This is a genomic window from Nocardia rosealba (genome assembly GCF_020216065.1).
GTDB lineage: Bacteria > Actinomycetota > Actinomycetes > Mycobacteriales > Mycobacteriaceae > Nocardia > Nocardia rosealba.
Genome location: NZ_JAIWNA010000002.1, coordinates 404,597 through 424,379 on the forward strand (window position 1 = coordinate 404,597; position 19,783 = coordinate 424,379).

A 19,783-nucleotide genomic window follows, 5' to 3' on the forward strand; every position below is an offset into this window, starting at 1 on the left:
GGCGTACTCAGAGCTGCGATTTCACCTCGGCGGCGATGAGTTCGAGGTGGTCGAGATCGGCCAGGTCGAGGATCTGCAGGTAGATCCGGCTCGCATCGATCTCGCGGTAGCGGGCGATCTTGTCCACCACCTCGGCGGGCGAGCCGGCCAGCCCGTTGGTCTTCAGCTCGTCGACCTCACGACCGATCGCCGCGGCCCGGCGCGCCACCTCGGCGTCGGTGCGCCCGACGCAGGCCACGAGCGCGTTGGAGTAGACGATTTCGTCGGTGCGCCCGGCCGCGCGCACGGCGTCGCGGACCCGGTCGAACTGGGCGGCGCTGTCGGCCACCGAGGCGAAGGGCATATTGAATTCGGTGGCGTAACGGGCGGCCAGGCGTGGGGTGCGGACCTTGCCGTTGCCGCCGATCACCACCGGCACGGGATCCTGCACCGGTTTGGGCAGTGCGGGGGAGTCGGTGAGCTGGTAGTGCTCGCCGTCGAAGGAGAAGGTATCGCCGAGCTTGGTCGACCACAGCCCCGTGATGATCGCGAGCTGTTCTTCGAGCAGGCCGAACCTGTTGTCGGGGAAGGGAATTCCGTAGGCGGCGTGTTCGGCGGCGAACCAGCCGCTGCCGAGCCCGAGCTCCACGCGGCCACCCGACATCTGGTCGACCTGGGCTACCTGGATGGCCAGCGGCCCGGGCAGCCGGAACGTCGCGGCGGTGACCAGGGTGCCCAGGCGGATGCGGGAGGTGTCGCGGGCCAGGCCCGCCAGGGTGATCCAGGCGTCGGTGGGGCCGGGCAGGCCGTCGGCATCGCCCATGGCCAGATAGTGGTCGGAGCGGAAGAAGGCGTCGAAGTCGAGATCCTCGGCGGCGCGCGCCACGGCGAGCAGCGTGTCGTAGTCGGCGCCCTGCTGCGGTTCGGTGAAGATGCGGAGGTCCATGATCACCATCGTGCCCGAGACGCGCGTGGGTGTGTGAGGCTGTAGGGGCAACGGCTCGGCGGAGGAGGATGCGGTGGGAGAACCTGTCATTGTCGTCATGGGCGTCTCCGGGTGCGGTAAGACGACAGTCGGGGCCCTGCTCGCCGACCGCCTCGACGTGCCCTACGCCGAGGGCGACGACTTCCACCCGCTGGCCAATATCGAGAAGATGGCGGCCGGGATCCCGCTCACCGACGAGGACCGGTGGCCGTGGCTCGACACGGTCGCCACCTGGCTGCACGAGCACAGCGAGACGGGCGGGGTGGCCAGCTGCTCGGCGCTGCGCCGGGTGTACCGCGACCGGCTCCGGGCCAAAGCGCCCGACACGTACTTCGTGCATCTGGCCGCCACCCGGGTGGAGTTGATGCGCCGGATGACCGGTCGCCTCGGCCATTTCATGCCGACCATCCTGCTCGACTCGCAATTGGCCACGCTCGAACCGCTCGAGCAGGACGAAGCCGGTGTCGCCCTCAACGCGCTACAGCCGCCCGGGGTGCTCGTCACCGAGGCGGTCGAGAAGTGGAGAGCCGATCACCGCTGAAACAGCGGATGCAGTTGCTCGACAGGCGCGAGCATCAACCACCCGCCGATCACGGCCGCCGCCAGGCACACCAGCGCGAAGAACGCGACCCACAGCAGCGCGGGCAGGTGCGTGAGACGGGCCAGCTGATCGGCATCGGAATCGGTGCGCCCGGGTTGTCTGCGCCTGCCGCGCTGCAGCTCGAGCACCGGACGGACGGCGGCGGCCAGCAGGAACCACGCGGCCAGGTACGCGAACCCGGCCTGGAGCAGATCGCTGCCGTACCAAGACACCCCGAACACCAGCGCGCCGAGCACGAGCACGGTCAGCAGACCGTACACATTGCGCACCTTCACCAGCACCGCCACCAGCATCGCGAGGGTGGCCCACAGCATCACCGACACCCGGCCGGAACCCAGCAGCGCCGCGTAGCCCGCGCCGAGCAGCGCGGGCGCCGGATATCCGGCCATCGCGGTGAGGATCATGCCGGGACCGGTGGGTTTGCCACTGGACACCGTGAGACCCGAGGTGTCGGTGTGCAGCGTGATGGCATGCAACCTGCGCCCGGTGAGCAGCGCGAACAGCGCGTGCCCACCCTCGTGCGCCACCGTGACGGCGGCCCGGGTGATCCGCCACAGCGGCCGGTATCCGACCAGGATCAGCGCCAGCGCCGCGGTGACGAGCACCAGCCACCACGGCGGCGCGGGTTGCGGTGCGAGTAAACGTTCGAACGAAGAGCTGACCGATCCGGTGTCCACCGCCGCACTGTAGCCGCGATTCGCCACGCCCACGCCCCGGTCACCACATGATGCGCCGATACCGTGTTCGCGCAATGCTTTCCGGGCAACAACCGCGTCCGCGCGTGGTAGCAAAGGGCATGCAGATGCGACCGCACCGATGGACCCCGCCCCGCGCGACCGCCCGGGCCGCACAGACACAGAGCACCCCCGCGCTGCCTGCGGTTCGGCTGATACCGCTCCCTGGTCAGGGACCGGAAGATGTCGTGCTGACGGCCGACGGACACGTGGTCACCGGCACCGAGGACGGTGCCATCTGGCGCATCGACCCGACGGACGGCACCGTCGAGAAGATCGCGCAAGCGGCGGGCAGGCCGCTGGGAATGCACGCGGACGCCGACGGTTCGCTGCTGATCTGCGTCGCAGGCCATGGCGTACTCCGACTGGCCCGGGCCGGTGCCGAACTCGAACCGGTGATCACCGAAGTGGACGGGGAACGCATCATCTTCCCCAGCAATGTGGTGCGCGACGACGACGGCACCGTCTACTTCTCGATCTCGTCGCGACGCTGGCCGTTCGAGCAGTGGATGGGTGACATCCTCGAGCATTCCGGCAGCGGCAGGCTGGTCCGCCGTGACCCGGCGGGACGGGTGGAGGTGCTGATCGACGGACTGCAGTTCGGCAACGGGGTGGTGCTGGCGCCGGACCGGTCCTGTGTGCTGGTCGCCGAGACCGGCGCCTACCGGATCACCCGGTATTGGCTGTCGGGTCCGCGCGCGGGCACCGTCGATCGTCTCGTCGAGAACCTGCCCGGTTCGCCGGACAACATGCTCCTCGGCAGCGACGGTCTGGTCTGGGTCGGGATGGTGGCACCACGCAACCCGCTGCTGGACCGGATGCTGGCCCTGCCGGGCATCTTCCGGCGCCTGACCTGGGCGCTGCCCGAGTGGCTCCGCCCGGCGCCCGCCCGCTCCGCGTGGGTGATCGCGCTCGACCTGGACGGCACGGTGGTGCACGACCTGCAACGGGCGGGCGACGATTTCGCGATGGTCACCTCGGTGATCGAGCACCAGGGCACCCTGTATCTCGGCAGTCTTTCCGAATCGGCCCTCGGGGTGAGCGCGGTGCCGTGACGTGCGCAGTATCGTCGGTAGCCGACCCGATGAGACTGCGGAGGGATGGCTCGACGATGTCCAAGCCCTGCCTGTTGCTTCAGCTTCGTCCCGAACGTGCCGCGTCCGACGACGAGTACGCCGCGCTGCTACGCGCGGCCGAACTCACCGACGACGAGGTGGTGCGCATAGAGATGGATCGGGGGCTTCCCGAGCTCGACCTGGACGACTTCTGCGCCGTGATCGTCGGCGGCGGGCCGAGCAATGTGAGCGCGCCGGAGCAGGACAAGTACGACTACCAGCGGCGGTTCGAACCGCCGCTGCGCGCGCTGCTCACCGAGATCGTCGACCGGGATTTTCCGTACTTCGGCGCCTGCTACGGCCTGGGCATCCTGGCCGACGTGCTCGGCGGTGAGGTCGGCCCCGACCGCTACGGCGAAGCTGTCGGCGCGAGTACGGTCGTGTTGGTCGACGGCGCCGAGGACCCCTTGCTCACCGGCATCCCGCGTTCGTTCCGCGCCTTCGTCGGTCACAAAGAGGCCTGCCAGGACGTGCCGCCGGGCGCGGTGCTGCTCGCCGGTTCCGAGGGTTGCCCCGTGCAGATGATCCGGGTGGGGCGCAATGTGTACGCCACCCAGTTCCATCCCGAACTCGACGGCACCGGGCTGGCCGTGCGGATCGAGGCCTACCGGCACGCGGGCTATTTCGACCCGAGCGAGGCGGACATGCTGGCCGAACTCGGCCGTCGTGAGTCGGTGCCGGTGCCGCGGGAACTGTTGCGGCGCTTCATCTCGCGCTCTCGCGGGTAGCCCGGACGGTGGACGGCAGCGGGTGGTCGGGTTCCAGCGCGGGCAGACCGTCGATGCTGGCGGAGTTGTCGCCCGCGATGCGCCGCGCGAAGTCCGCGTCGGTGCGGCGGGTGTGGGCCTCGTCGAGAACGGAACGCTCCTCGACCAGGTCCATCCTCGGCACCGACCAGCCGCACGAATCGGCGATGCGGTCGACCGAGACCACGATCACCGCGCGGATACCGGGATGCTCGGTGCCGAATCGCGCACGCAGCGTGTCGAATTCGGGGGAGTCGGGCCGCACGACCCGCCCGGTGCCCAGCAGGCGCAGAATGCGGGCGACGCGGGAGAACGAGCAGAACATCACGGTGATGCGGCCGTTGTCGCGCAGGTGCGCGATCGTCTCCGACCCGCTGCCGAACAGATCGAGGTAGGCGACGGTGTGGTCGTCGAGGACGGCGAAGGTGTCACGGTATCCCTTGGGGGACACATTGATATGACCGCCGGAGGAGGGTGCGGTCCCCACGAAGTACATCGGCTGGTCGGCGATGAATGCCCGTAATTTGTCGTCGATCCGGTCGAACACCTTGGCCATGACGCACTTTCCGGTCCCGCCGGGCGGCGAGCTCCCCGTGGTCGAGTGTATCGACCGCGACGTTGGATTCACGGTGAGAGTTATCGCAGACGGCGCCCATGGTGGTGACCGACGATGGGGCCATGACGCAGACCGCTCCCCACCCTGTCCAGCAGCGCTACGCGGACCCGGCCGCCGTCGTTCCCGCGCAGTGGAACTCTGTGCTGCAGGTGTTGCACGAACACAAATCGGTCCGGCGCTACCTGCCCGATCCGGTCGAACCGGAAACGATCCGGCTCCTGGTTTCGGCGGCCCAGTCGGCCCCGACCTCGTCGAACCTGCAGGCATGGAGCGTGATCGAGGTCCGTGATCCGGCGCGGCGGGCCCGGCTGGCGGCGGTGGCAGGCGGTCAGGCGCACATCGAGCAGGCGCCGGTGCTGTTGGTCTGGACCGTCGACTTTGCGCGATTGCGTCAGCTCGCCGACGATCACCGCGCGCCCCTCGACGGCGCCGACTATCTGGAATCCAGTTACGTCGGCGTGGTCGATGCCGCGCTCGCCGCCCAGAACGCCGTGATCGCCGCCGAATCGCTCGGGCTGGGCACCGTCTACATCGGTGCGTTGCGCAACGACCCCGAGCGGGTCGCAGCGGAACTGAACCTGCCCGCCCACGTGTTCCCCATCTTCGGGCTGGTGGTCGGGCACCCGGATCCGGCGGAGGGCACCCGGGTCAAGCCGCGACTGCCGCAAGCGGCCGTGCTGCACCAGGAGACCTACGACCTGCCGCGTCAGCGCGGACCGGTCGCCGAGTACGAGCAGCGGATCGGCGCGGTCTACGGCGACCAGGGCCTCCCGTTCTCCTGGACCGAGCGGGTACTGGCCCGGCTCGGCTCCGAAGCCTCGCTCAACGGCCGGCACCGGCTCCGGGAGTCCCTGGTGGCCATGGGATTCCGGCTCCGCTGAGGCGGTTCAGCCGTTGATCGCCTCGGCGGTGAGTTCCAGGGAGCGGATGCGGGTGTCGATGTCGTAGACGAGGGTGGTGAGCATCAACTCGTCGGGACGGGTGTCCTCGATGAGCTGGGCTGCCTGGGCGCGCACCGTCTCCGGCGAACCCTGCAGTTGGCCTGCCTTGCGCTGTGCGGCGAAGTGGCGTTCGGCATCGCTGCCGGGGAACCCGTCGGCCTGCTCGGGGGTGGCCAGCGCCTGCGGGCGGCCGGCGCGCAGATTGACGAAGGCCAGGTCACGGGGTGCGGCGAGTCGGTCGGCCTCGGCATCGGTGTCGGCGCAGATCGCCGAGACCGCGACCATGCTGTACGGCTCGGCCAGGATCGCCGACGGCCGGAAGTTGTCCCGGTAGAGCGCGAGCGCGGCAGCGGTGTTCTCGCCGGCGAAGTGGTGCGCGAACGCGAACGGCAACCCCAGCACCGCCGCGACCTGCGCGCTGTACCCGCTCGAGCCGAGCAACCACATCTCGGGCTGTGTACCGCGACCAGGGGTGGCGACGATGCCGTCCGCATCGGTGCCACCGAAATATCCCATCAGGGCGGTCAGCTCACGGGGAAACGATTCGGCGCCGAGACCTTCGGCGTGCCTGCGCAGCGCGCGAGCGGTAGCCGGATCGGTGCCGGGCGCGCGACCGATACCGAGATCGACGCGGCCTGGATGCAGCGCCTCGAGGGTGCCGAACTGTTCGGCGACGACCAGCGGAGCGTGGTTGGGCAGCATCACGCCACCCGAGCCGACCCGGATGCGCGAGGTCGACGCGGCGAGATGCGCCAGTACAACGGCAGGCGCCGAACTGGCGATGCCGGGCATGTTGTGGTGCTCGGCCACCCAGAAACGGCGCATTCCCAGCTCCTCGGCGCGCTGGGCGAAGCGGGTCGTCGCGTGCAGGGCCTCGCCTGCCGTCGCGTCGGCCTGCACCGGTGCCAGATCGAGAACCGACAGCGTGACCGGGCTCATGAGTCTCCTTCGCGTGAAAATCCCCTCAGTAGGCCAACCGGCACGGCGGCTCCGGTATTTCCGCGCGAGCGGTAGGGGTGATCGGCGGCACGGTTGCGGCGCGGTAGCGTGCAGGACTGTTCGACACGAAGGAAGGATCCCGCCATGTCCGCTGACGGTCCCGGCCTACCCACCGCCGCGCCGACCGAAGCCCCCACCGCTCCGTCGGAAGAGGGTTACGCGCGCGGGCTCAATCCGCGCACGATCCAGATGATCGCCATCGGCGGCGCCATCGGCACCGGCCTCTTCTACGGCTCCGGTGCGGCGATCGAGCAGGCGGGCCCCTCGCTGATCCTGGCCTACCTCGCCGCCGGACTGGCGATCTTCGTCATCATGCGCGCGCTCGGTGAGCTGCTCACCTACCGTCCGGTGTCGGGCAGCTTCGCCGAGTACGCGCACGAGTTCCTCGGCCGGTTCGCCGGATTCGCCACGGGGTGGTCCTACTGGGCGGTGTGGGTGTCGACCTGTATGGCCGAGATCACCGTCGCCGGGCACTACGTGCAGTACTGGTTCGACATTCCGCAGTGGGTGACCGCGCTGGTGGTGCTTGCGGTGCTGTTCACCGCCAACCTGATCTCGGTGCGGATCTTCGGTGAGGGCGAGTTCTGGTTCTCGGCGATCAAGGTGACCGCGATCCTGGCGATGATCCTGATCGGCATCGGCGTGCTGGTGTTCGGGTTCGGGCACGCCGCCGATCCGACGGTCACCAACCTGTGGGCCGACGGCGGGGTGTTCCCGCACGGCTTCGGACAGACCCTGCTGGTATTGCAGATCGTCGTCTTCGCTTATGTCGGTGTCGAATTGGTCGGCGTGACGGCGGGGGAGGCCCGTGACCCGAAGACCACCCTGCGCAAGGCGATCAACACCCTGCCCTTCCGCATCGGGCTATTCTATGTGGGCGCGCTCGTGGTCATCATGTCGGTGGCGAGCTGGCGCAGCTTCCATGCCGGGCGCAGCCCGTTCGTCGAGGTGTTCGAGCAGATCGGCATCCCGGCCGCGGCGGGCATCATCAACTTCGTGCTGCTCACCGCCGCGCTGTCGTCGTGCAACTCCGGCATCTACTCGACCGGCCGGATGCTGCGCAGTCTCGCGTTGCGCGACGAGGCGCCCGGCCCGTTCGCGAAGCTGAGCAAGCAGTCGGTGCCGTTCACCGGTATCTGCGCCTCGGCGGCGGCGATGGTGATCGGTGTGGTGGTGAACGTGATCTCGCCGGACAAGGCTTTCGCCTACATCACCTCGGTGAGCACGGTCGGCATCATCGTGGTGTGGAGCGTGATCCTGGTGTGCCACTTGAAGTATCGCGCCAAGGTTCGCGCCGGGGAACTGCCCGCCAGCGACTACCGCCTGCCCGGCGCGCCCGTGACCACCTGGGCGGCTCTCGGTTTCCTCGGCCTGGTCGTGATCCTGCTGCTGTGGACCGACGGTGGGCGCACCGCCCTGGTCGTCGGTGCAGTGTGGGCTGCGCTGGTGTGCGTCGGCTACTACACCTTCGGCCGCAAGGGGGCCGCGCACACCCGCTGAGTCCGTCGGCCCCGTTTGCTGGAAAGCCGCTGGCAGACAAGCGATTTCTGTCATACCCCATCGGTATCGTCGAAGTGTCACACAACTGGCCCGGCGAGTGTTGCCGGGCGGTGCGAGAACGGGGGCACGACATGAGTGACGACTTCCGCGGCGATCTGCGTCCACCACGCAGGCACGGAACCACCTGGCGCGAATCGGAATACCGGATCCTCGCCGACGACCTGCGGGCAGGGGCCGACCTGGCCAACACCGCCCGCACGCTCGGGCGCACGGAATCGGCGATCCGCACCGCGCTGCGCAACTTCGTCCCACCCGAGGAACGGGTCTCCACCGCCGAACGAGAACGGTGGGTACGCACGCGCCTGGTCGCCGAACCCGAATGGGACTGGTGGGCCGTGGTGATCGACCAGCACCGCCGCTCCGGCAGCCGCTTGTGGTTCACCCGCCACGAACACTGTGCCCGGATCGGCTGGCGCCGTAAGACACCCATGCCCGCGCTCGCCCAGGAACTCGACACCTCGGAACTCTCGGCCGCCGAGTTGCTGCGCTCACTCGGCCTCGTAGAGAGCATCGAGGAAGCCGCCGACCGACTCGGCGCCACCCCGGGACACGCGCTGGCCGAACGGGTTTCGGCCCGCCGCGACCGCGCCGTCGGCGCCCGCTGGATTCTGGTGGTCGACGGCGCCGCGGGAACGACCCACCCCCGCAACGCGCCGACCCGCCGCCACATCTCCCTGCACGAGACCCGCGCCGCCGCCGAAGCCGAACGCGACCGCATCCTCGCCTGGCACCAGCGCCTCACCGCCTCGGCTCGGCGTAGCGGGCCGCCAACCGAACAGGACATCGACAGCCCGTACACATACGGCGACACGACAGCCCTGCGTGACCATGGCGCACCCGCACCCGCACCCGCAGCCGCACCCGCACCGGCGGACCGGTCGCATCGGTCGGCGCATTCGGACCAAGGCGCCGCGGCTCTGCCCAGCGTCGGCGACCTCGCCGAGACGGCCCGGCCGCATCGGCAGGCGCGTGCCGATGGCGACGCCGCGGCGTCGTCCGGGCCGGGCGATGCCCGCGAGTCGGTGTGGTGGACCATCGCCGAACGCGGGCTCGGCGCGAGCTCCGGACCGACTCGGTGCGGTGAGTTCGCCGCGGTGGGCGGCGGTGGTGAGGTCGCCGCGGAGGCGCTGGCGGTGGGCGACATCATCAGGGTGCCGGTTCCCGACGGGTTCCTCCAGGACCGCATCATCGCGATCGCTCGCGCGGGCGCGGGCGCTCCGGTCACCGTCGACCTCGCGCCCGTCGCGAACTCGCGGATCCGTCGTGTCGTCGAGTTCGGGCCGCAGGAGCGGGTCGAGGTGGTGCGGCACACCGAGCAACGATCCGCCTGACCGCGACCACGAACCGACGCTCGCGGCGGGCGTCGACCGGACACCCTGGTATCGGCGGTGCCCCACAACCGCCGCGTGCGCGACACCGGTGACGCCTCGGCGCGGGCAGCCGTCGGTCCGCGTGTGACCGGATGTCGGGTGCCGCCGCGGTGGTCCGTCAGTCGGCGGCGGTACGTCCGGGCATGGTGGCGGCCGCCGCGAACATGATCACCGCCATGGTCAGGATGGCGGCGAACACCAGGTGGATGCCGGAGGCCAGTTCGGTGGGAGTCGGGTGGTCGGGGTCGGTGATGCCGGTGTTGACGATGGCGCCGAACACCGCGACTCCGAGGGCGCTGCCGAGGGAGCGGGCGAACATGTTGGCCGAGGTCACCACGCCCCGTTCCTGCCAGGGGGCGCTGTTCTGCGCCGCGATGAGGGTGGGGGAGGCGACCAGGCCCATGCCGCCGCCGATCAGGAAGCACGAACCCGCGATCTGCCACGGGCTGGTCCCGGCATCGATGAACAGTGTTGTCGCGCAACCGATGACGGCGAGTGTGCTGCCGAGCAGACCGGCGATGCGGAATCCCCAGCGCAGGTACAACCGGCCCGACAGTGTCGCCGCCAGCGGCCAGCCGAGGGTGAGTCCGCCGACGGTGAGCCCGGCGACGAGGGCGGTGGTGCCGAGCACTCCCTGGGCGAAAGTCGGGACGTAGGAAGTCAATCCGAGCACCACCGCACCGACGAGCAGCGACACCGTACTGCTGGCGATCACGATCCGCCGCGTGAAAACCCACAGCGGCAGGACCGGATTGGGCACCCGCAGTTCGACGACGGCGAACAGCGCGAGCACCACCGCGCTGCCCGCGAACAGAGCGATCGACACCGGCGAACCCCACGCCCACGCCTGCCCGCCTTCGAGCAGCGCCAGGATCAGCGCCCCCGCGCCGAGCGTGAGCAGCACCGCCCCGAGGTAGTCGATCCGCTGACGGGTCCGCGGCGCCGATTCGGCGAAGTGCCGCACCAACATCCACGCCGCGACCGCGCACAGCGGCAGGTTGATCAGGAAGATCCACCGCCAGTCCGCGTGATCGGAGAGCAGCCCACCCAGCAGCGGACCGAGCACCGCCGACCCGGCCCACACGCCCGCCATGTACCCCTGAACCTTGGCCCGTTCGGTCAGGTTGTAGAGGTCGCTGGCGATGACCATCGTCATCGGCTGGATCGCGCCGGCGCCGATTCCCTGGATGGCACGAAAGACGATGAGCGCCAGCATGCTCGAGGCCAGCCCGCACAGCAGCGAGCCGACCGCGAACACGGCGATCCCGAACAGGATCACCGGCTTACGCCCCACCATGTCGGCGAGCTTGCCGTAGATCGGCACCGTCACCGCCTGTGCCAGCAGGTAGATCGAGAACAACCACGGGAACATCGCGAATCCACCGAGCGAGTCGGTGATGGTGAGCACCGCCGTGGCGATGATGGTGGAGTCGAGCGCGATCAACGAGGTCGAGAGCATGAGCGAGGCGAGTACCGCACCCCGTTCGGATCGCAACCCGACAGCCGTGTCCGCCGTATCGGTCGCCACTGCGGTCCTTTCCTCGACTAACCAATCGGTCCACGGTATCCGGCGCGCCCGCGTTCGCGCGCGGGGATTTCCGTGCCGGACGGGCCGGGTCAGGCCGCCGCGAACTTGGCGGCGATCTCGGCCGCGGTGACCTTGGCCAACTCCACGAAGAACGGCACCCGTTCGTCGATCATCAGCGTGACGGGTCCGCGCAGGCCGAGCGCGAATCGGCAGCGGCCCTCGGGGTCGAGGATCGGTAGGCCGATGGTGCGGAATCCGGGGTCGAGTTCGCGGTCGTTGAACGCGTAGCCGCGTTCGCGGGTGGTGACGAGTTCGGCGCGCAGTTCTTCGGGTCCGGTCACGGACCGTTCGGTGCCTTCTTCGTAGGGCAGCGAACGCAACTCGTCGTCATCGACGTCGGACCAGGCGAGCAGTGCTTTGCCGAGCGCGCTGGCGTGCAGCGGCAGCCGGACACCCTGCAGCTTGTGCCCGTCGCTCTCGCGCCACCGGCTGGTACCGAGCAGGACGGCGTGGATTCCGTGGCGGGTGGCGACCGAGCCGGTCGCCCCGGTGGTGGCGGCGAGCTGTTCGAGGCAGGGCTCGGCGAGGTAGATCTTGTGCTGGCGGTAGGCGATCTGGCCGTACTCGGCCAGTGCCCCGCCCATGCGATACCGGCTGGACTCGGCGTCCTTCTCCAGGAAGCCCGCCTGTACCAGCGCGCCGAGCAACCGGTGCGTGGTGCTGACCGCAAGTCCTTGTGCGCGTGCGACTTCCGAGACACCGCGTTCCTCGCCACCGCGGAAGCAGTCGAGTACAGACAGGGCTCGGGTGACAGTCTGCACGCTGGAGGTCTCCACGAACCGAAGGTAACACAGGCATTGTGCGCAAGCCTGTGGGTGTATTCCGGTATATGGAAAGCATCGCGGCGTGAAGACCGTGCAATTGCCATAAATCTGCGAATGCCTTCGTGTCAAGCTTTCCGATCCACGGAAAGGCATACCTCGTTTCGCACGATGCGCGCTCATACGCTCCGAGGGCATCGACCCCGTCCCGAACAGGAGCCCCGAATGTCCCGCAGGCTGTCGGCCTTCTCGCGGATCGCGCTCGCGATCGCCCCCGTCGTCGCCCTCGTCGCGGCATGTGGCTCCGGCTCGACGCCGGAACAGGGGGCGGGCGCCCCCTACATCCTCAAGGTCACCGACCCGGGCAACAGCGGTCCGCTGGCCGTCGGCAAACGCGACGGCACCTTCGACGCGGCCCTCGCACCGCTGGGCGCCAAGATCCAATGGGTCAGCACCACACCGGGTTTCAGCTCCATGCTGAAGCTGTTCAACACCGGCGAACTCGACGTGTCCGGCGCGGCCTTCAGCCCCGTGGTCGGCGCGCTGTCCAAGGCCGTCGGCGTGAAGATCGTCGCGGTGGCCGATCCGGCGGGCCAGGATCAGAGCGGCATCGTCGTCCGGCCGGAGTCGGGGGTGACCTCGGTGGCCGGCCTGGCGGGCAAGCGGATCGCGGTGAACCCGGCGGGTAAGGGCGAGTACATCACGCTCAAAGCCCTTGCCCAGGCAGGTATTCCGGCCGATCAGGTCACCCGGGTCCCGTTGCAGCAGAAGGATGCCGCCTCGGCGTTCGCGACCGGCAAGGTCGACGCGTGGGCGTCGTTCCTGGTGCCGTACCAGGAGGCCAAGGCCGCGGGCGCGGTGGAGATCGTCACCGAGAAGCAGATCGGCTCCAAGGACAACTCCGTGGTGGTGTTCCGCACCGAGATCCTCGACGAGCGCCCGGACGTGGCCGCGAAGTATCTGGAAGTCCTGCAAGGCCTCACCGCGAAGCAGAAGGCCGCACCGGCCGACTTCGAGAACGTCTTCGACAAGTCCGGTCCACGCGCGCTCACCGGTGAGCGCCTGGCCGACGCCGTCCGGGTGGGCGCGCAGGCCTCCGTGCCCCGGTTGCCCGTCGACTCCGACGCCACCGACCTGGCCGATGTGGTGAACACCTTCGCCGACAACGGTGTCATCGACCGCCGTATCACCGCCGCCGACATCTTCTACGACCTGAAGTCCAAGCTGACCCCCGAACAGCTCGCCGCGCTGAAGGACAAGTGAGGTGAGCACTCTCGTCCTCGCCCCGCCTCGTGTCCGGCGCACCCGGGAGCGGCCACGCTGGTTGTCGCTCGGTCTGCGCGCGCTGCTACCCGTCCTCATCGTGCTCGCCTGGTGGGCGGGTTCGGCAAGCGGTGCGATCTCGCCGCGGGTGATCGCCGGACCCGGTGCCGTCTGGTCGGCACTGGTCGAGCTGGCGGGGAGCGGTCAACTGCTCGACTTCGCACTCGCCTCGTTCGGCCGGGCAGCCGCCGGGGTGGCGATCGGGGTCGGCGTCGGACTGGTGCTCGGGCTGCTGTCGGGGCTGTCCGCGCTCGGCGAGGAACTCGTCGACTCGACCATGCAGATCGTGCGTGCGGTGCCGTTCCTGGCACTGGTTCCGTTGTTCATCGCCTGGTTCGGCATCGACGAGCTCTACAAGGTGCTGCTGATCGCGGTGGCGACCACCGCCCCGATGTACGCCTACACCTACCTGGGCGTGCGCAATGTCGACCGGAAGATGGTCGAGGCGGCGCGCAGCTTCGGGCTCACCGGAACCCGGCTCGTCGTCGAGGTGATCGTGCCCGCCGCGCTGCCCGGCATCCTGATGGCGCTGCGGGTGTGCTTGTCGATCAGCATCACCGCGCTGATCGCCGCCGAACAAGTCGGCACCCAGCAGGGCGTCGGCTACCTGGTGACGCTGGCCCAGGAATACAACCGCACCGACTACATGGTGCTGTGCGTGGTCCTCTACGCGCTGCTCGGTCTGGTGTTCGACGCACTCGTACGGCTCGCGGAACGGTACGCGATGCCCTGGCGCAAGCAGGTGGCGATCCGATGACGACAACAGCAGCCGCCCCGATCGAGGTAGCGGCGAACCCGGTGGCGGTGTCGATCACCGGACTGCACAAGGCCTTCGGGGACAAGACCGTGCTCGACGGCGTCGACCTCACCATCCGCCGCGGCGAATTCGTGGTACTGCTCGGCCCGAGCGGCACCGGCAAGACCACGCTGCTACGCCTGCTCACCGGGCTCGAAACACCGGACGCCGGTGAGGTTCTCGTACCGCCGCGCCGCACGACCGTATATCAGGAACCGCGCCTGATCCCGTCGAAGCGGGTGCTGGCCAACGTGATCGTCGGCCTGCGGCGCGGCAGAGCGCAGCGCGAAGCCGGCCTGCGCGCGTTGACCGAAGTGCACCTAGACGGCAAGGCGGGGCAGTGGCCCGCCACCCTGTCCGGTGGCGAGGCGCAGCGCGCCGCCCTGGCCAGGGCCCTGGTGCGCGAACCGGAACTGCTGCTGCTCGACGAGCCGTTCGCGGCGCTGGACGCGCTGACCCGGCTGCGCATGCAGGACCTGGTCGGCGATCTGGTCGCGCGTCACCGGCCCGCCGTGCTCATGGTCACCCACGATGTCGACGAGGCGATCCGGCTCGCCGACCGGGTGATCATCCTCGACCGCGGCCGTTTCGCCGTCGACGAGACCGTCGACCTACCCCACCCGCGCGATCACGCGGCACCCGAAACCCTCGGCTACCGAACGCGATTCCTCGCCCAACTCGGTGTCGGACCACATGCAAGGAGCCTGTCATGACCGAAACCCTGTGGTACACCCGCTGCCCCGTGCCCACCGCGAGCGGCCTGGCGCACAGCCTCGGCTGGCTCGGTGAGACCGCCGCGAACGCGGGCCTCGAATTCGGCGTGCTGCAGGACGCGGGCCCCGAACTCGCCGGGCACCACTTCCTGCACGACCTGTCCGGCCTGATCCGCGAGGGCGGAAATGTGCCGGCCCTGGCCGCACGCGCACAGGGCTCACCGACCCGCCTGATCGGGCTCACCTGGATCGACGAGTCCCAGGCGATCCTGGTCGGCCCCGATTCGCCGGTCACCGACGCCGCCGGGCTGGCCGGGCTGCGCATCGGCGTCCCCGCCTGGGCGCAGGACCAGGCCCGTAGCTTCCCGCGAGCGATGGCGCTGCACGGCTTCGCCAACGCCCTGCGCCCGGCCGGGCTGACCCTGGCCGATGTGCGCGTCGTCGAGCTGGCGGTCGAGCGGGATCCGCAGGTGCGCACCGAGATCCAGAGCGCTCGTCGCTCGACGACCTGGGGTGTGGACGAACTCCTCGACGGTAGGGTCGACGCGATCTACGTCAAGGGCGCTCGCGCCAAGGAGGTGGCGGCCGAGAACGGTCTGCGCGTGGCGGTCGACCTCGACGCCTCGGCCACCAAGCACCTGCGGGTCAACAACGGCACCCCGCGCCCGATCACGGTCCACGCCGACCTGCTCGAATCCCGGCCCGAGGTCGTCGTCGGCTTCCTCGCGCAGAGCCTGCGCGCGGCCGACTGGGCCGCCGGTGACCTCGACGGTGTCCGCGCTGTGCTCCAGCGCGAAACGCTGTCCGGCCCGGCCGGTGTCGTCGCTGCCTACGGCGCCGAGTTCCACCGCGGCCTGCATCCCTCGCTCACCGACGAACGGATCGAACTGCTCGGTGTGCAGAAGCAGTTCCTCTACACCCACGGCTTCCTGGCCGCCGATTTCGATCTCGAATCCTGGGTCGCCCCTGAGCCGTTGGCCCGTGCGCGTGAGATCGTCGCTGCCGAGCGGGTGCCGGCATGACCGATTTCCTGTGGCGGCTGCCCAGCCGTGGTGACGGACGACGCGCCGATCCGGCGCTGCGTGGCCGCGGCGGGTTCGGACCGCCGAACCCCGTTGTCGAGACCACCGATTTGCGGCCGGGTCGCTTCGGCCCGTTCGACGACCTCGCCCAGATCGTCGACGCCGCCGAACTCACCGGCTTCGACGGCGTGCTCGCACCCTACGACCCGCTCGGCGAGGAATCCTGGATCGTGGCGGCCGCGGCCCTGCGCGCCACCCGCTACACGCGGGTAACGGTCGAATTCCAGCCCGCGTTCGGCACCCCGGTGTACGCGGCCAAGGTGTCGGCGACCCTGCAGCGGCACTCGGCGGGGCGGCTGAACTGGCGGTTGGCCGTCGACACCGATGAAGCCGAGGCGCGCACGCGCGGTGACCGGGTCACCGGTGACGAGCGCTACGACCGTGCCGCGGAATTCCTCACCGTGGCACGCGGGGTCTGGAACGAGAACGAGGTCGATGCAGCGGGATTCGCGGGCACCGGTTTCGATTACGCGGGTCGCTATTACGACGTGGTCGACGGTGGCTTCCGTGGCATCCTGTCCGGCCTGCCGTTCCCGGTGGTGCATCTGAGCGGGACCACACCCGCCGCGCTGGCGCTCTCCGCCGCACACGGTGATGTCCACCTGTTCGCCGAGCAGGAAGACGGAATCACCGGTGCGGTCACCGAATTGGGGGAGCGGGCCGCCGCGTCCGGGCGCCGCGTGCGCGTCGGCCTCGAATTGCCGATCATCGCCAGAGAGACCGAGGCCGAAGCCTGGGCCAGGGTGCATCGGCAGTGGGCCGAACTCGACCGACCCGACAACGTCGCCGACCACACCCTCGGTGAGGGACGCTGGTCCGGGTTCCACGCGTTCGGCTACGACCAGCGCATCGGCCTCGTCGGCAGCTACGAGCAGGTGGCACAACACCTTTCCGATTACGCGGCCGCAGGCGTGCAGACATTCGTGCTGTCGGGCCACCCCGCTGTCGAGGAAATCCATCGCGCGGGCGAGCACCTGCTGTTCCTCGCCGACCCGACGGCCCGCACTCTCGCTCAGGAGGTCACCGCATGACCATCGACGTCTACTGGCGCATCGGCATGGAAGGCGATCACGCCTCGCTGCGGACCCCACGCCGCTACAACCGGGGCAACGCGGGTGGCTACGGCCCGGGCAATATCGCCCCGGCCGTGCGGAACGGCGCGCTCGACGAGTACACCTACCTCGATCACGTCGCCGCGGTCGCCAAGGCCACGGAATCGGCGGGGTTCCTCGGCGGGTTGCTGCCGTCGTTCCCGGTGACCGACGACCCGTGGGCCTTCGCCGCCGCGCTGGCCGCCGAGACCACCACCTACCGCTTCATGGTCGCCTTCCAGCCCGGCTTCCTGCACCCGGTGCAGGCGGCACGCATGTCGGCGAGCCTGCAGCGCGCCACGGGCGGGCGGCTGGTCTACAACATCATCAGCGGAGGTGGCGGTCCGGCCCAATTGTGGTGGGGCGACAAGGTTTCCCACGACGACCGCTACGCGCGCACGAGCGAGTTCCTCGACGTGCTGCGCGGCGTCTGGGATGGTGAGCCCTTCGATCACGACGGCCGCTTCTTCCGCACCGAAGGCGCCGCACTGCCACCGGGCCTGGCCGGGCAACCCTTCCCCGAGGTGTACTTCTCCGGTTCGTCGGGTGCCGCCGTGGCCGCCGCGGGCCGCCACGCCGACTACTACCTGTCCTGGCTCGAGCCCTACGCCGACCTGCGCGCCAAGTTCGACGGTGTCCGCCGCAACGCCGAAACCACCGGGCGCACACCGAAGTTCGCCGTCCGCATCGACATCGTCGCCCGCCACACCGAGGAAGCCGCGTGGGCCGAGATCGAGAAGGGCTGGGCTTTCGTCGACCGCGACGCCGCCAACCGCGCGGCCCAGGGCGACTCGTTCGGCGCTGCCCGGATCAAGGGCTGGGTGCCCGAGAACATCACCGGCTACCGCGATCTGGAAGTACAGCCCAATGTCTGGTGCGGTTTCAGCCTGATCCGGGGCGGCCCGGCGTTCGGCCTGGTCGGTAGCTACGAACAGGTAGCCCAGCGGCTCGACGAATTGATCGACCTCGGCGTCGACGCCTTCATCCTCGCGGGCAACCCGCATCTGGAAGAGGCCTATCGGGTCGGCGAGGAAGTACTGCCGCTGCTCGGCCGCGCCCGGCTCACCGCCCCGCCCACCGACACCGTCCTCGCGACGGCCCGATAACCACAGGAGTCCCTATGACCACCACCGAAACCCTGCTGACGGAGACCGTGACAGCCTTCGTCGCGGCGGCCACCCGCGACGCCGAGACCGCGTTCCGGGTCTTCCGGGAAACCGGAACCGTCACCGGCAACGGCACCGTCAACTTCGTCGAGCGCGTGCCAGGTACCGAGATCGCCGTCGCCCTCAACGAACCCGGCCCCTGGGCCACCGACCGCACGGTCGAGCCCGTCGTGGCGACCTTCGACGGAGAAGTGCTGTCCGGCAAGGGATCCGCCGGGTTCGTCACCGGCTACGCGAAGGTCTTCCGCGCGCACCCGGAGATCACCTCGGTCGTGCACATCCACACGCCGTGGCTGGGTGGCTGGGCCCAGACCCACCGCACCCTGCCCATCCGCTACGCCGCCTCCCAGCGGCTCACCCTGTCGCGCGAGATCCCGCCGCACATCGACCGCACCATCGGGGCGGGCGAGTTCATCCTGAGCAAGCTCGAGACCGACCCGCACCTGGCAGCCATCTTCGAGGCGAACGGCGGGGCCAACGTGATCGGCCGTGCCGGCCTGTTGGAACTGGCGAAATTCGTGGTGCTGCTCGAGGAGGGCGCGCAGTATCAGGCGATCGCCGAAACGCTCGGCGGCTCGGTCGAATTCGATCCGTCCAACCTGGCGGTGCAGTGGCAGCGCAGCGGGCTGGCCGACGAAGCCCGCCGCCTCGGCCTGATCGGAGACGCGCGATGAGCATCCGGGTCGGCTACTTCCCGCACAACAATTCCCTGTTCGTCCTGCGCCACCGTGGCATTCTCGAACGGCTGCTGCCCGAGGTCGAATGGGTCGACCTGCGCGAACTGCCCCGGCCCGCCCGGGTCGACCCGAAAACCGCACTGCCCGGCGAACATTCGGACTGGTTGTTCACCGAGGGCGGCTACGACATCATCGGCACCGGCTTCACCCCACCACTCACGGCGCTGGCCAACCAGCGCGACATCGTCTACCTCGGCATCTCGGGCCCGCGGGTGGAGAACGGCAGGCTGGTCGCGACCGCCGCGAGCGGCATCACCTCCGCCGCCGATCTGCGCGGCAAGCGGGTCGGCATCGCGCACGGCTCCTGGCAGACCACGTTGCTGCTGTTCGCTCTCGACAAGGTCGGCCTGACCTGGGCCGATGTCGAACCGATCGACGTGGACGTGCGCGGCGGCGGCGCGGCACTGCTGGCCGGTGAGCTCGATGCCTGGGTCGGCACCTACCCCGGTCTGCACGAGATCGAGGCTGCCACCGAACTCGTCACACTGGTCGACACCGCCTCGGTCTTCAGCCACCCGTCCCTGTGGTTCACCCGCCGCGACCTGGCCGAAGGCGATCCAGACACCGTGGAGGCGGTGCTGGCGGCGCTGCGCGAATCCGACGCCTGGATCGCCGAGAACCCGCGGGCCGCGGCGCAGTATTTCGTCGACGACGCGCTTCGCCACGGGATCCCCGCCGACCTGGACGCCTGGGAAGCGGCCCTGCGCGGCCGACCGTTCGGCGTACACCCCGTGAGCGAGGACTTCCTCGACGAACAGCAGCGCGCCGCCGACCTGCTCGCCGCGAACGGGCTGCTCCCGCGCGCGATCGAGGTCCGATCGGCGGTGCTCCCGTGGATCGGGGAGCTGATCGACGAACAGGCCACCACCACGGTCTGAGC

20 protein-coding genes are annotated in these 19,783 nt (G+C 69.6%); 14 read left to right on the forward strand and 6 right to left on the reverse strand.

Features of this window, described 5'->3' with window-relative positions:
• Window positions 1-7: 7 nt before the first annotated feature.
• Window positions 8-925 (reverse strand): LLM class F420-dependent oxidoreductase, encoded by a 918-nt coding sequence (locus LDL21_RS08700; protein ID WP_225279547.1) that lies wholly within the window; start codon window positions 923-925, stop codon window positions 8-10.
• Window positions 926-1,022: 97 nt separating this feature from the next.
• Here LDL21_RS08700 and LDL21_RS08705 point away from each other — a divergent pair, with 97 nt between their 5' ends.
• Window positions 1,023-1,505 (forward strand): gluconokinase, encoded by a 483-nt coding sequence (locus LDL21_RS08705; RefSeq protein ID WP_225280322.1) that lies wholly within the window; start codon window positions 1,023-1,025, stop codon window positions 1,503-1,505.
• Here the strand turns inward: LDL21_RS08705 and LDL21_RS08710 are convergent.
• Window positions 1,496-2,242 carry a M50 family metallopeptidase gene (locus LDL21_RS08710; RefSeq protein ID WP_225279548.1) on the reverse strand — a complete coding sequence of 249 codons (747 nt, stop codon included), beginning with the start codon at window positions 2,240-2,242 and terminating at the stop codon, window positions 1,496-1,498. The two genes, LDL21_RS08705 and LDL21_RS08710, sit on opposite strands and share 10 nt — an antisense overlap.
• 194 nt (window positions 2,243-2,436) lie before the next feature.
• Between LDL21_RS08710 and LDL21_RS08715 the strand changes: the two genes are divergently transcribed.
• Window positions 2,437-3,354 carry an SMP-30/gluconolactonase/LRE family protein gene (locus LDL21_RS08715; RefSeq protein WP_372462171.1) on the forward strand — a complete coding sequence of 306 codons (918 nt, stop codon included), beginning with the start codon at window positions 2,437-2,439 and terminating at the stop codon, window positions 3,352-3,354.
• Between the two features lie 56 nt (window positions 3,355-3,410).
• Entirely contained in the window at window positions 3,411-4,142 is a 732-nt protein-coding gene (locus tag LDL21_RS08720; RefSeq protein WP_225279550.1) for a glutamine amidotransferase, read from the forward strand.
• On the opposite strand, the gene LDL21_RS08725 is transcribed toward LDL21_RS08720, so the two are convergent.
• Complete coding sequence (locus LDL21_RS08725) at window positions 4,120-4,716, reverse strand: pyridoxamine 5'-phosphate oxidase family protein (RefSeq protein ID WP_225279551.1); 597 nt, start codon at window positions 4,714-4,716, stop codon at window positions 4,120-4,122. The two genes, LDL21_RS08720 and LDL21_RS08725, sit on opposite strands and share 23 nt — an antisense overlap.
• Window positions 4,717-4,838: 122 nt before the next feature.
• On the opposite strand from LDL21_RS08725, the gene LDL21_RS08730 reads away from it, so the two are divergent.
• A complete protein-coding gene (locus LDL21_RS08730; protein ID WP_181697410.1) occupies window positions 4,839-5,657 on the forward strand; it encodes an NADPH-dependent oxidoreductase in 819 nt (272 codons plus the stop codon).
• A gap of 6 nt (window positions 5,658-5,663) precedes the next feature.
• Here the strand turns inward: LDL21_RS08730 and LDL21_RS08735 are convergent, their stop codons facing one another.
• Complete coding sequence (locus LDL21_RS08735; RefSeq protein ID WP_225279552.1) at window positions 5,664-6,656, reverse strand: LLM class flavin-dependent oxidoreductase; 993 nt, start codon at window positions 6,654-6,656, stop codon at window positions 5,664-5,666.
• 144 nt (window positions 6,657-6,800) lie between these two features.
• Between LDL21_RS08735 and LDL21_RS08740 the strand changes: the two genes are divergently transcribed.
• Both LDL21_RS08740 and LDL21_RS08745 read left to right on the forward strand, forming a co-directional pair.
• On the forward strand, window positions 6,801-8,216 hold the full coding sequence (locus LDL21_RS08740; RefSeq protein WP_225279553.1) for an amino acid permease: 1,416 nt from the start codon (window positions 6,801-6,803) through the stop codon (window positions 8,214-8,216).
• Window positions 8,217-8,347: 131 nt separating this feature from the next.
• Window positions 8,348-9,607 (forward strand): hypothetical protein, encoded by a 1,260-nt coding sequence (locus tag LDL21_RS08745; RefSeq protein WP_225279554.1) that lies wholly within the window; start codon window positions 8,348-8,350, stop codon window positions 9,605-9,607.
• Window positions 9,608-9,764: 157 nt separating this feature from the next.
• Here LDL21_RS08745 and LDL21_RS08750 read toward each other — a convergent pair whose 3' ends face one another.
• Together LDL21_RS08750 and LDL21_RS08755 are read right to left on the reverse strand one after the other, a co-directional pair.
• The gene (locus LDL21_RS08750; RefSeq protein WP_181697414.1) at window positions 9,765-11,174 is read right to left on the reverse strand and encodes an MFS transporter; all 1,410 of its coding nucleotides are present in this window, start codon (window positions 11,172-11,174) and stop codon (window positions 9,765-9,767) included.
• An 89-nt stretch (window positions 11,175-11,263) separates the two neighbouring features.
• Complete coding sequence (locus tag LDL21_RS08755; protein WP_181697415.1) at window positions 11,264-12,010, reverse strand: IclR family transcriptional regulator; 747 nt, start codon at window positions 12,008-12,010, stop codon at window positions 11,264-11,266.
• A 210-nt stretch (window positions 12,011-12,220) separates the two neighbouring features.
• Between LDL21_RS08755 and LDL21_RS08760 the strand changes: the two genes are divergently transcribed.
• The 8 genes from LDL21_RS08760 to LDL21_RS08795 are packed head-to-tail and all read left to right on the forward strand — an operon-like array spanning window position 12,221 to window position 19,781.
• A complete protein-coding gene (locus tag LDL21_RS08760) occupies window positions 12,221-13,258 on the forward strand; it encodes an NrtA/SsuA/CpmA family ABC transporter substrate-binding protein (protein ID WP_225279555.1) in 1,038 nt (345 codons plus the stop codon).
• A 1-nt stretch (window position 13,259) separates the two neighbouring features.
• On the forward strand, window positions 13,260-14,075 hold the full coding sequence (locus LDL21_RS08765; protein WP_225279556.1) for an ABC transporter permease: 816 nt from the start codon (window positions 13,260-13,262) through the stop codon (window positions 14,073-14,075).
• Window positions 14,072-14,827 carry an ABC transporter ATP-binding protein gene (locus LDL21_RS08770; RefSeq protein ID WP_225279557.1) on the forward strand — a complete coding sequence of 252 codons (756 nt, stop codon included), beginning with the start codon at window positions 14,072-14,074 and terminating at the stop codon, window positions 14,825-14,827. The genes LDL21_RS08765 and LDL21_RS08770 overlap by 4 nt, the downstream gene beginning before the upstream one ends.
• On the forward strand, window positions 14,824-15,849 hold the full coding sequence (locus LDL21_RS08775; RefSeq protein ID WP_225279558.1) for an ABC transporter substrate-binding protein: 1,026 nt from the start codon (window positions 14,824-14,826) through the stop codon (window positions 15,847-15,849). The genes LDL21_RS08770 and LDL21_RS08775 overlap by 4 nt, the downstream gene beginning before the upstream one ends.
• Window positions 15,846-16,940, forward strand: a complete 1,095-nt coding sequence (locus tag LDL21_RS08780; RefSeq protein ID WP_225279559.1) for an LLM class flavin-dependent oxidoreductase — start codon at window positions 15,846-15,848, stop codon at window positions 16,938-16,940. The genes LDL21_RS08775 and LDL21_RS08780 overlap by 4 nt, the downstream gene beginning before the upstream one ends.
• Entirely contained in the window at window positions 16,937-18,106 is a 1,170-nt protein-coding gene (locus LDL21_RS08785) for an LLM class flavin-dependent oxidoreductase (RefSeq protein ID WP_225279560.1), read from the forward strand. The genes LDL21_RS08780 and LDL21_RS08785 overlap by 4 nt, the downstream gene beginning before the upstream one ends.
• 14 nt (window positions 18,107-18,120) lie before the next feature.
• Window positions 18,121-18,840 carry a class II aldolase/adducin family protein gene (locus LDL21_RS08790; RefSeq protein ID WP_225279561.1) on the forward strand — a complete coding sequence of 240 codons (720 nt, stop codon included), beginning with the start codon at window positions 18,121-18,123 and terminating at the stop codon, window positions 18,838-18,840.
• Window positions 18,837-19,781, forward strand: a complete 945-nt coding sequence (locus tag LDL21_RS08795) for an ABC transporter substrate-binding protein (RefSeq protein ID WP_225279562.1) — start codon at window positions 18,837-18,839, stop codon at window positions 19,779-19,781. The genes LDL21_RS08790 and LDL21_RS08795 overlap by 4 nt, the downstream gene beginning before the upstream one ends.
• Window positions 19,782-19,783 lie beyond the last annotated feature (2 nt).

Bases quoted from the DNA above. Each gene is read 5' to 3' on its own strand.
- LDL21_RS08700 (WP_225279547.1), bottom strand. From the start codon at position 925: ATGGACCTCCGCATCTTCACCGAACCGCAGCAGGGCGCCGACTACGAC.
- LDL21_RS08705 (WP_225280322.1), top strand. From the start codon at position 1,023: ATGGGCGTCTCCGGGTGCGGTAAGACGACAGTCGGGGCCCTGCTCGCC.
- LDL21_RS08720 (WP_225279550.1), top strand. From the start codon at position 3,411: ATGTCCAAGCCCTGCCTGTTGCTTCAGCTTCGTCCCGAACGTGCCGCG.
- LDL21_RS08725 (WP_225279551.1), bottom strand. From the start codon at position 4,716: ATGGCCAAGGTGTTCGACCGGATCGACGACAAATTACGGGCATTCATC.
- LDL21_RS08730 (WP_181697410.1), top strand. From the start codon at position 4,839: ATGACGCAGACCGCTCCCCACCCTGTCCAGCAGCGCTACGCGGACCCG.
- LDL21_RS08735 (WP_225279552.1), bottom strand. From the start codon at position 6,656: ATGAGCCCGGTCACGCTGTCGGTTCTCGATCTGGCACCGGTGCAGGCC.
- LDL21_RS08740 (WP_225279553.1), top strand. From the start codon at position 6,801: ATGTCCGCTGACGGTCCCGGCCTACCCACCGCCGCGCCGACCGAAGCC.
- LDL21_RS08745 (WP_225279554.1), top strand. From the start codon at position 8,348: ATGAGTGACGACTTCCGCGGCGATCTGCGTCCACCACGCAGGCACGGA.
- LDL21_RS08760 (WP_225279555.1), top strand. From the start codon at position 12,221: ATGTCCCGCAGGCTGTCGGCCTTCTCGCGGATCGCGCTCGCGATCGCC.
- LDL21_RS08770 (WP_225279557.1), top strand. From the start codon at position 14,072: ATGACGACAACAGCAGCCGCCCCGATCGAGGTAGCGGCGAACCCGGTG.
- LDL21_RS08775 (WP_225279558.1), top strand. From the start codon at position 14,824: ATGACCGAAACCCTGTGGTACACCCGCTGCCCCGTGCCCACCGCGAGC.
- LDL21_RS08780 (WP_225279559.1), top strand. From the start codon at position 15,846: ATGACCGATTTCCTGTGGCGGCTGCCCAGCCGTGGTGACGGACGACGC.
- LDL21_RS08785 (WP_225279560.1), top strand. From the start codon at position 16,937: ATGACCATCGACGTCTACTGGCGCATCGGCATGGAAGGCGATCACGCC.
- LDL21_RS08790 (WP_225279561.1), top strand. From the start codon at position 18,121: ATGACCACCACCGAAACCCTGCTGACGGAGACCGTGACAGCCTTCGTC.
- LDL21_RS08795 (WP_225279562.1), top strand. From the start codon at position 18,837: ATGAGCATCCGGGTCGGCTACTTCCCGCACAACAATTCCCTGTTCGTC.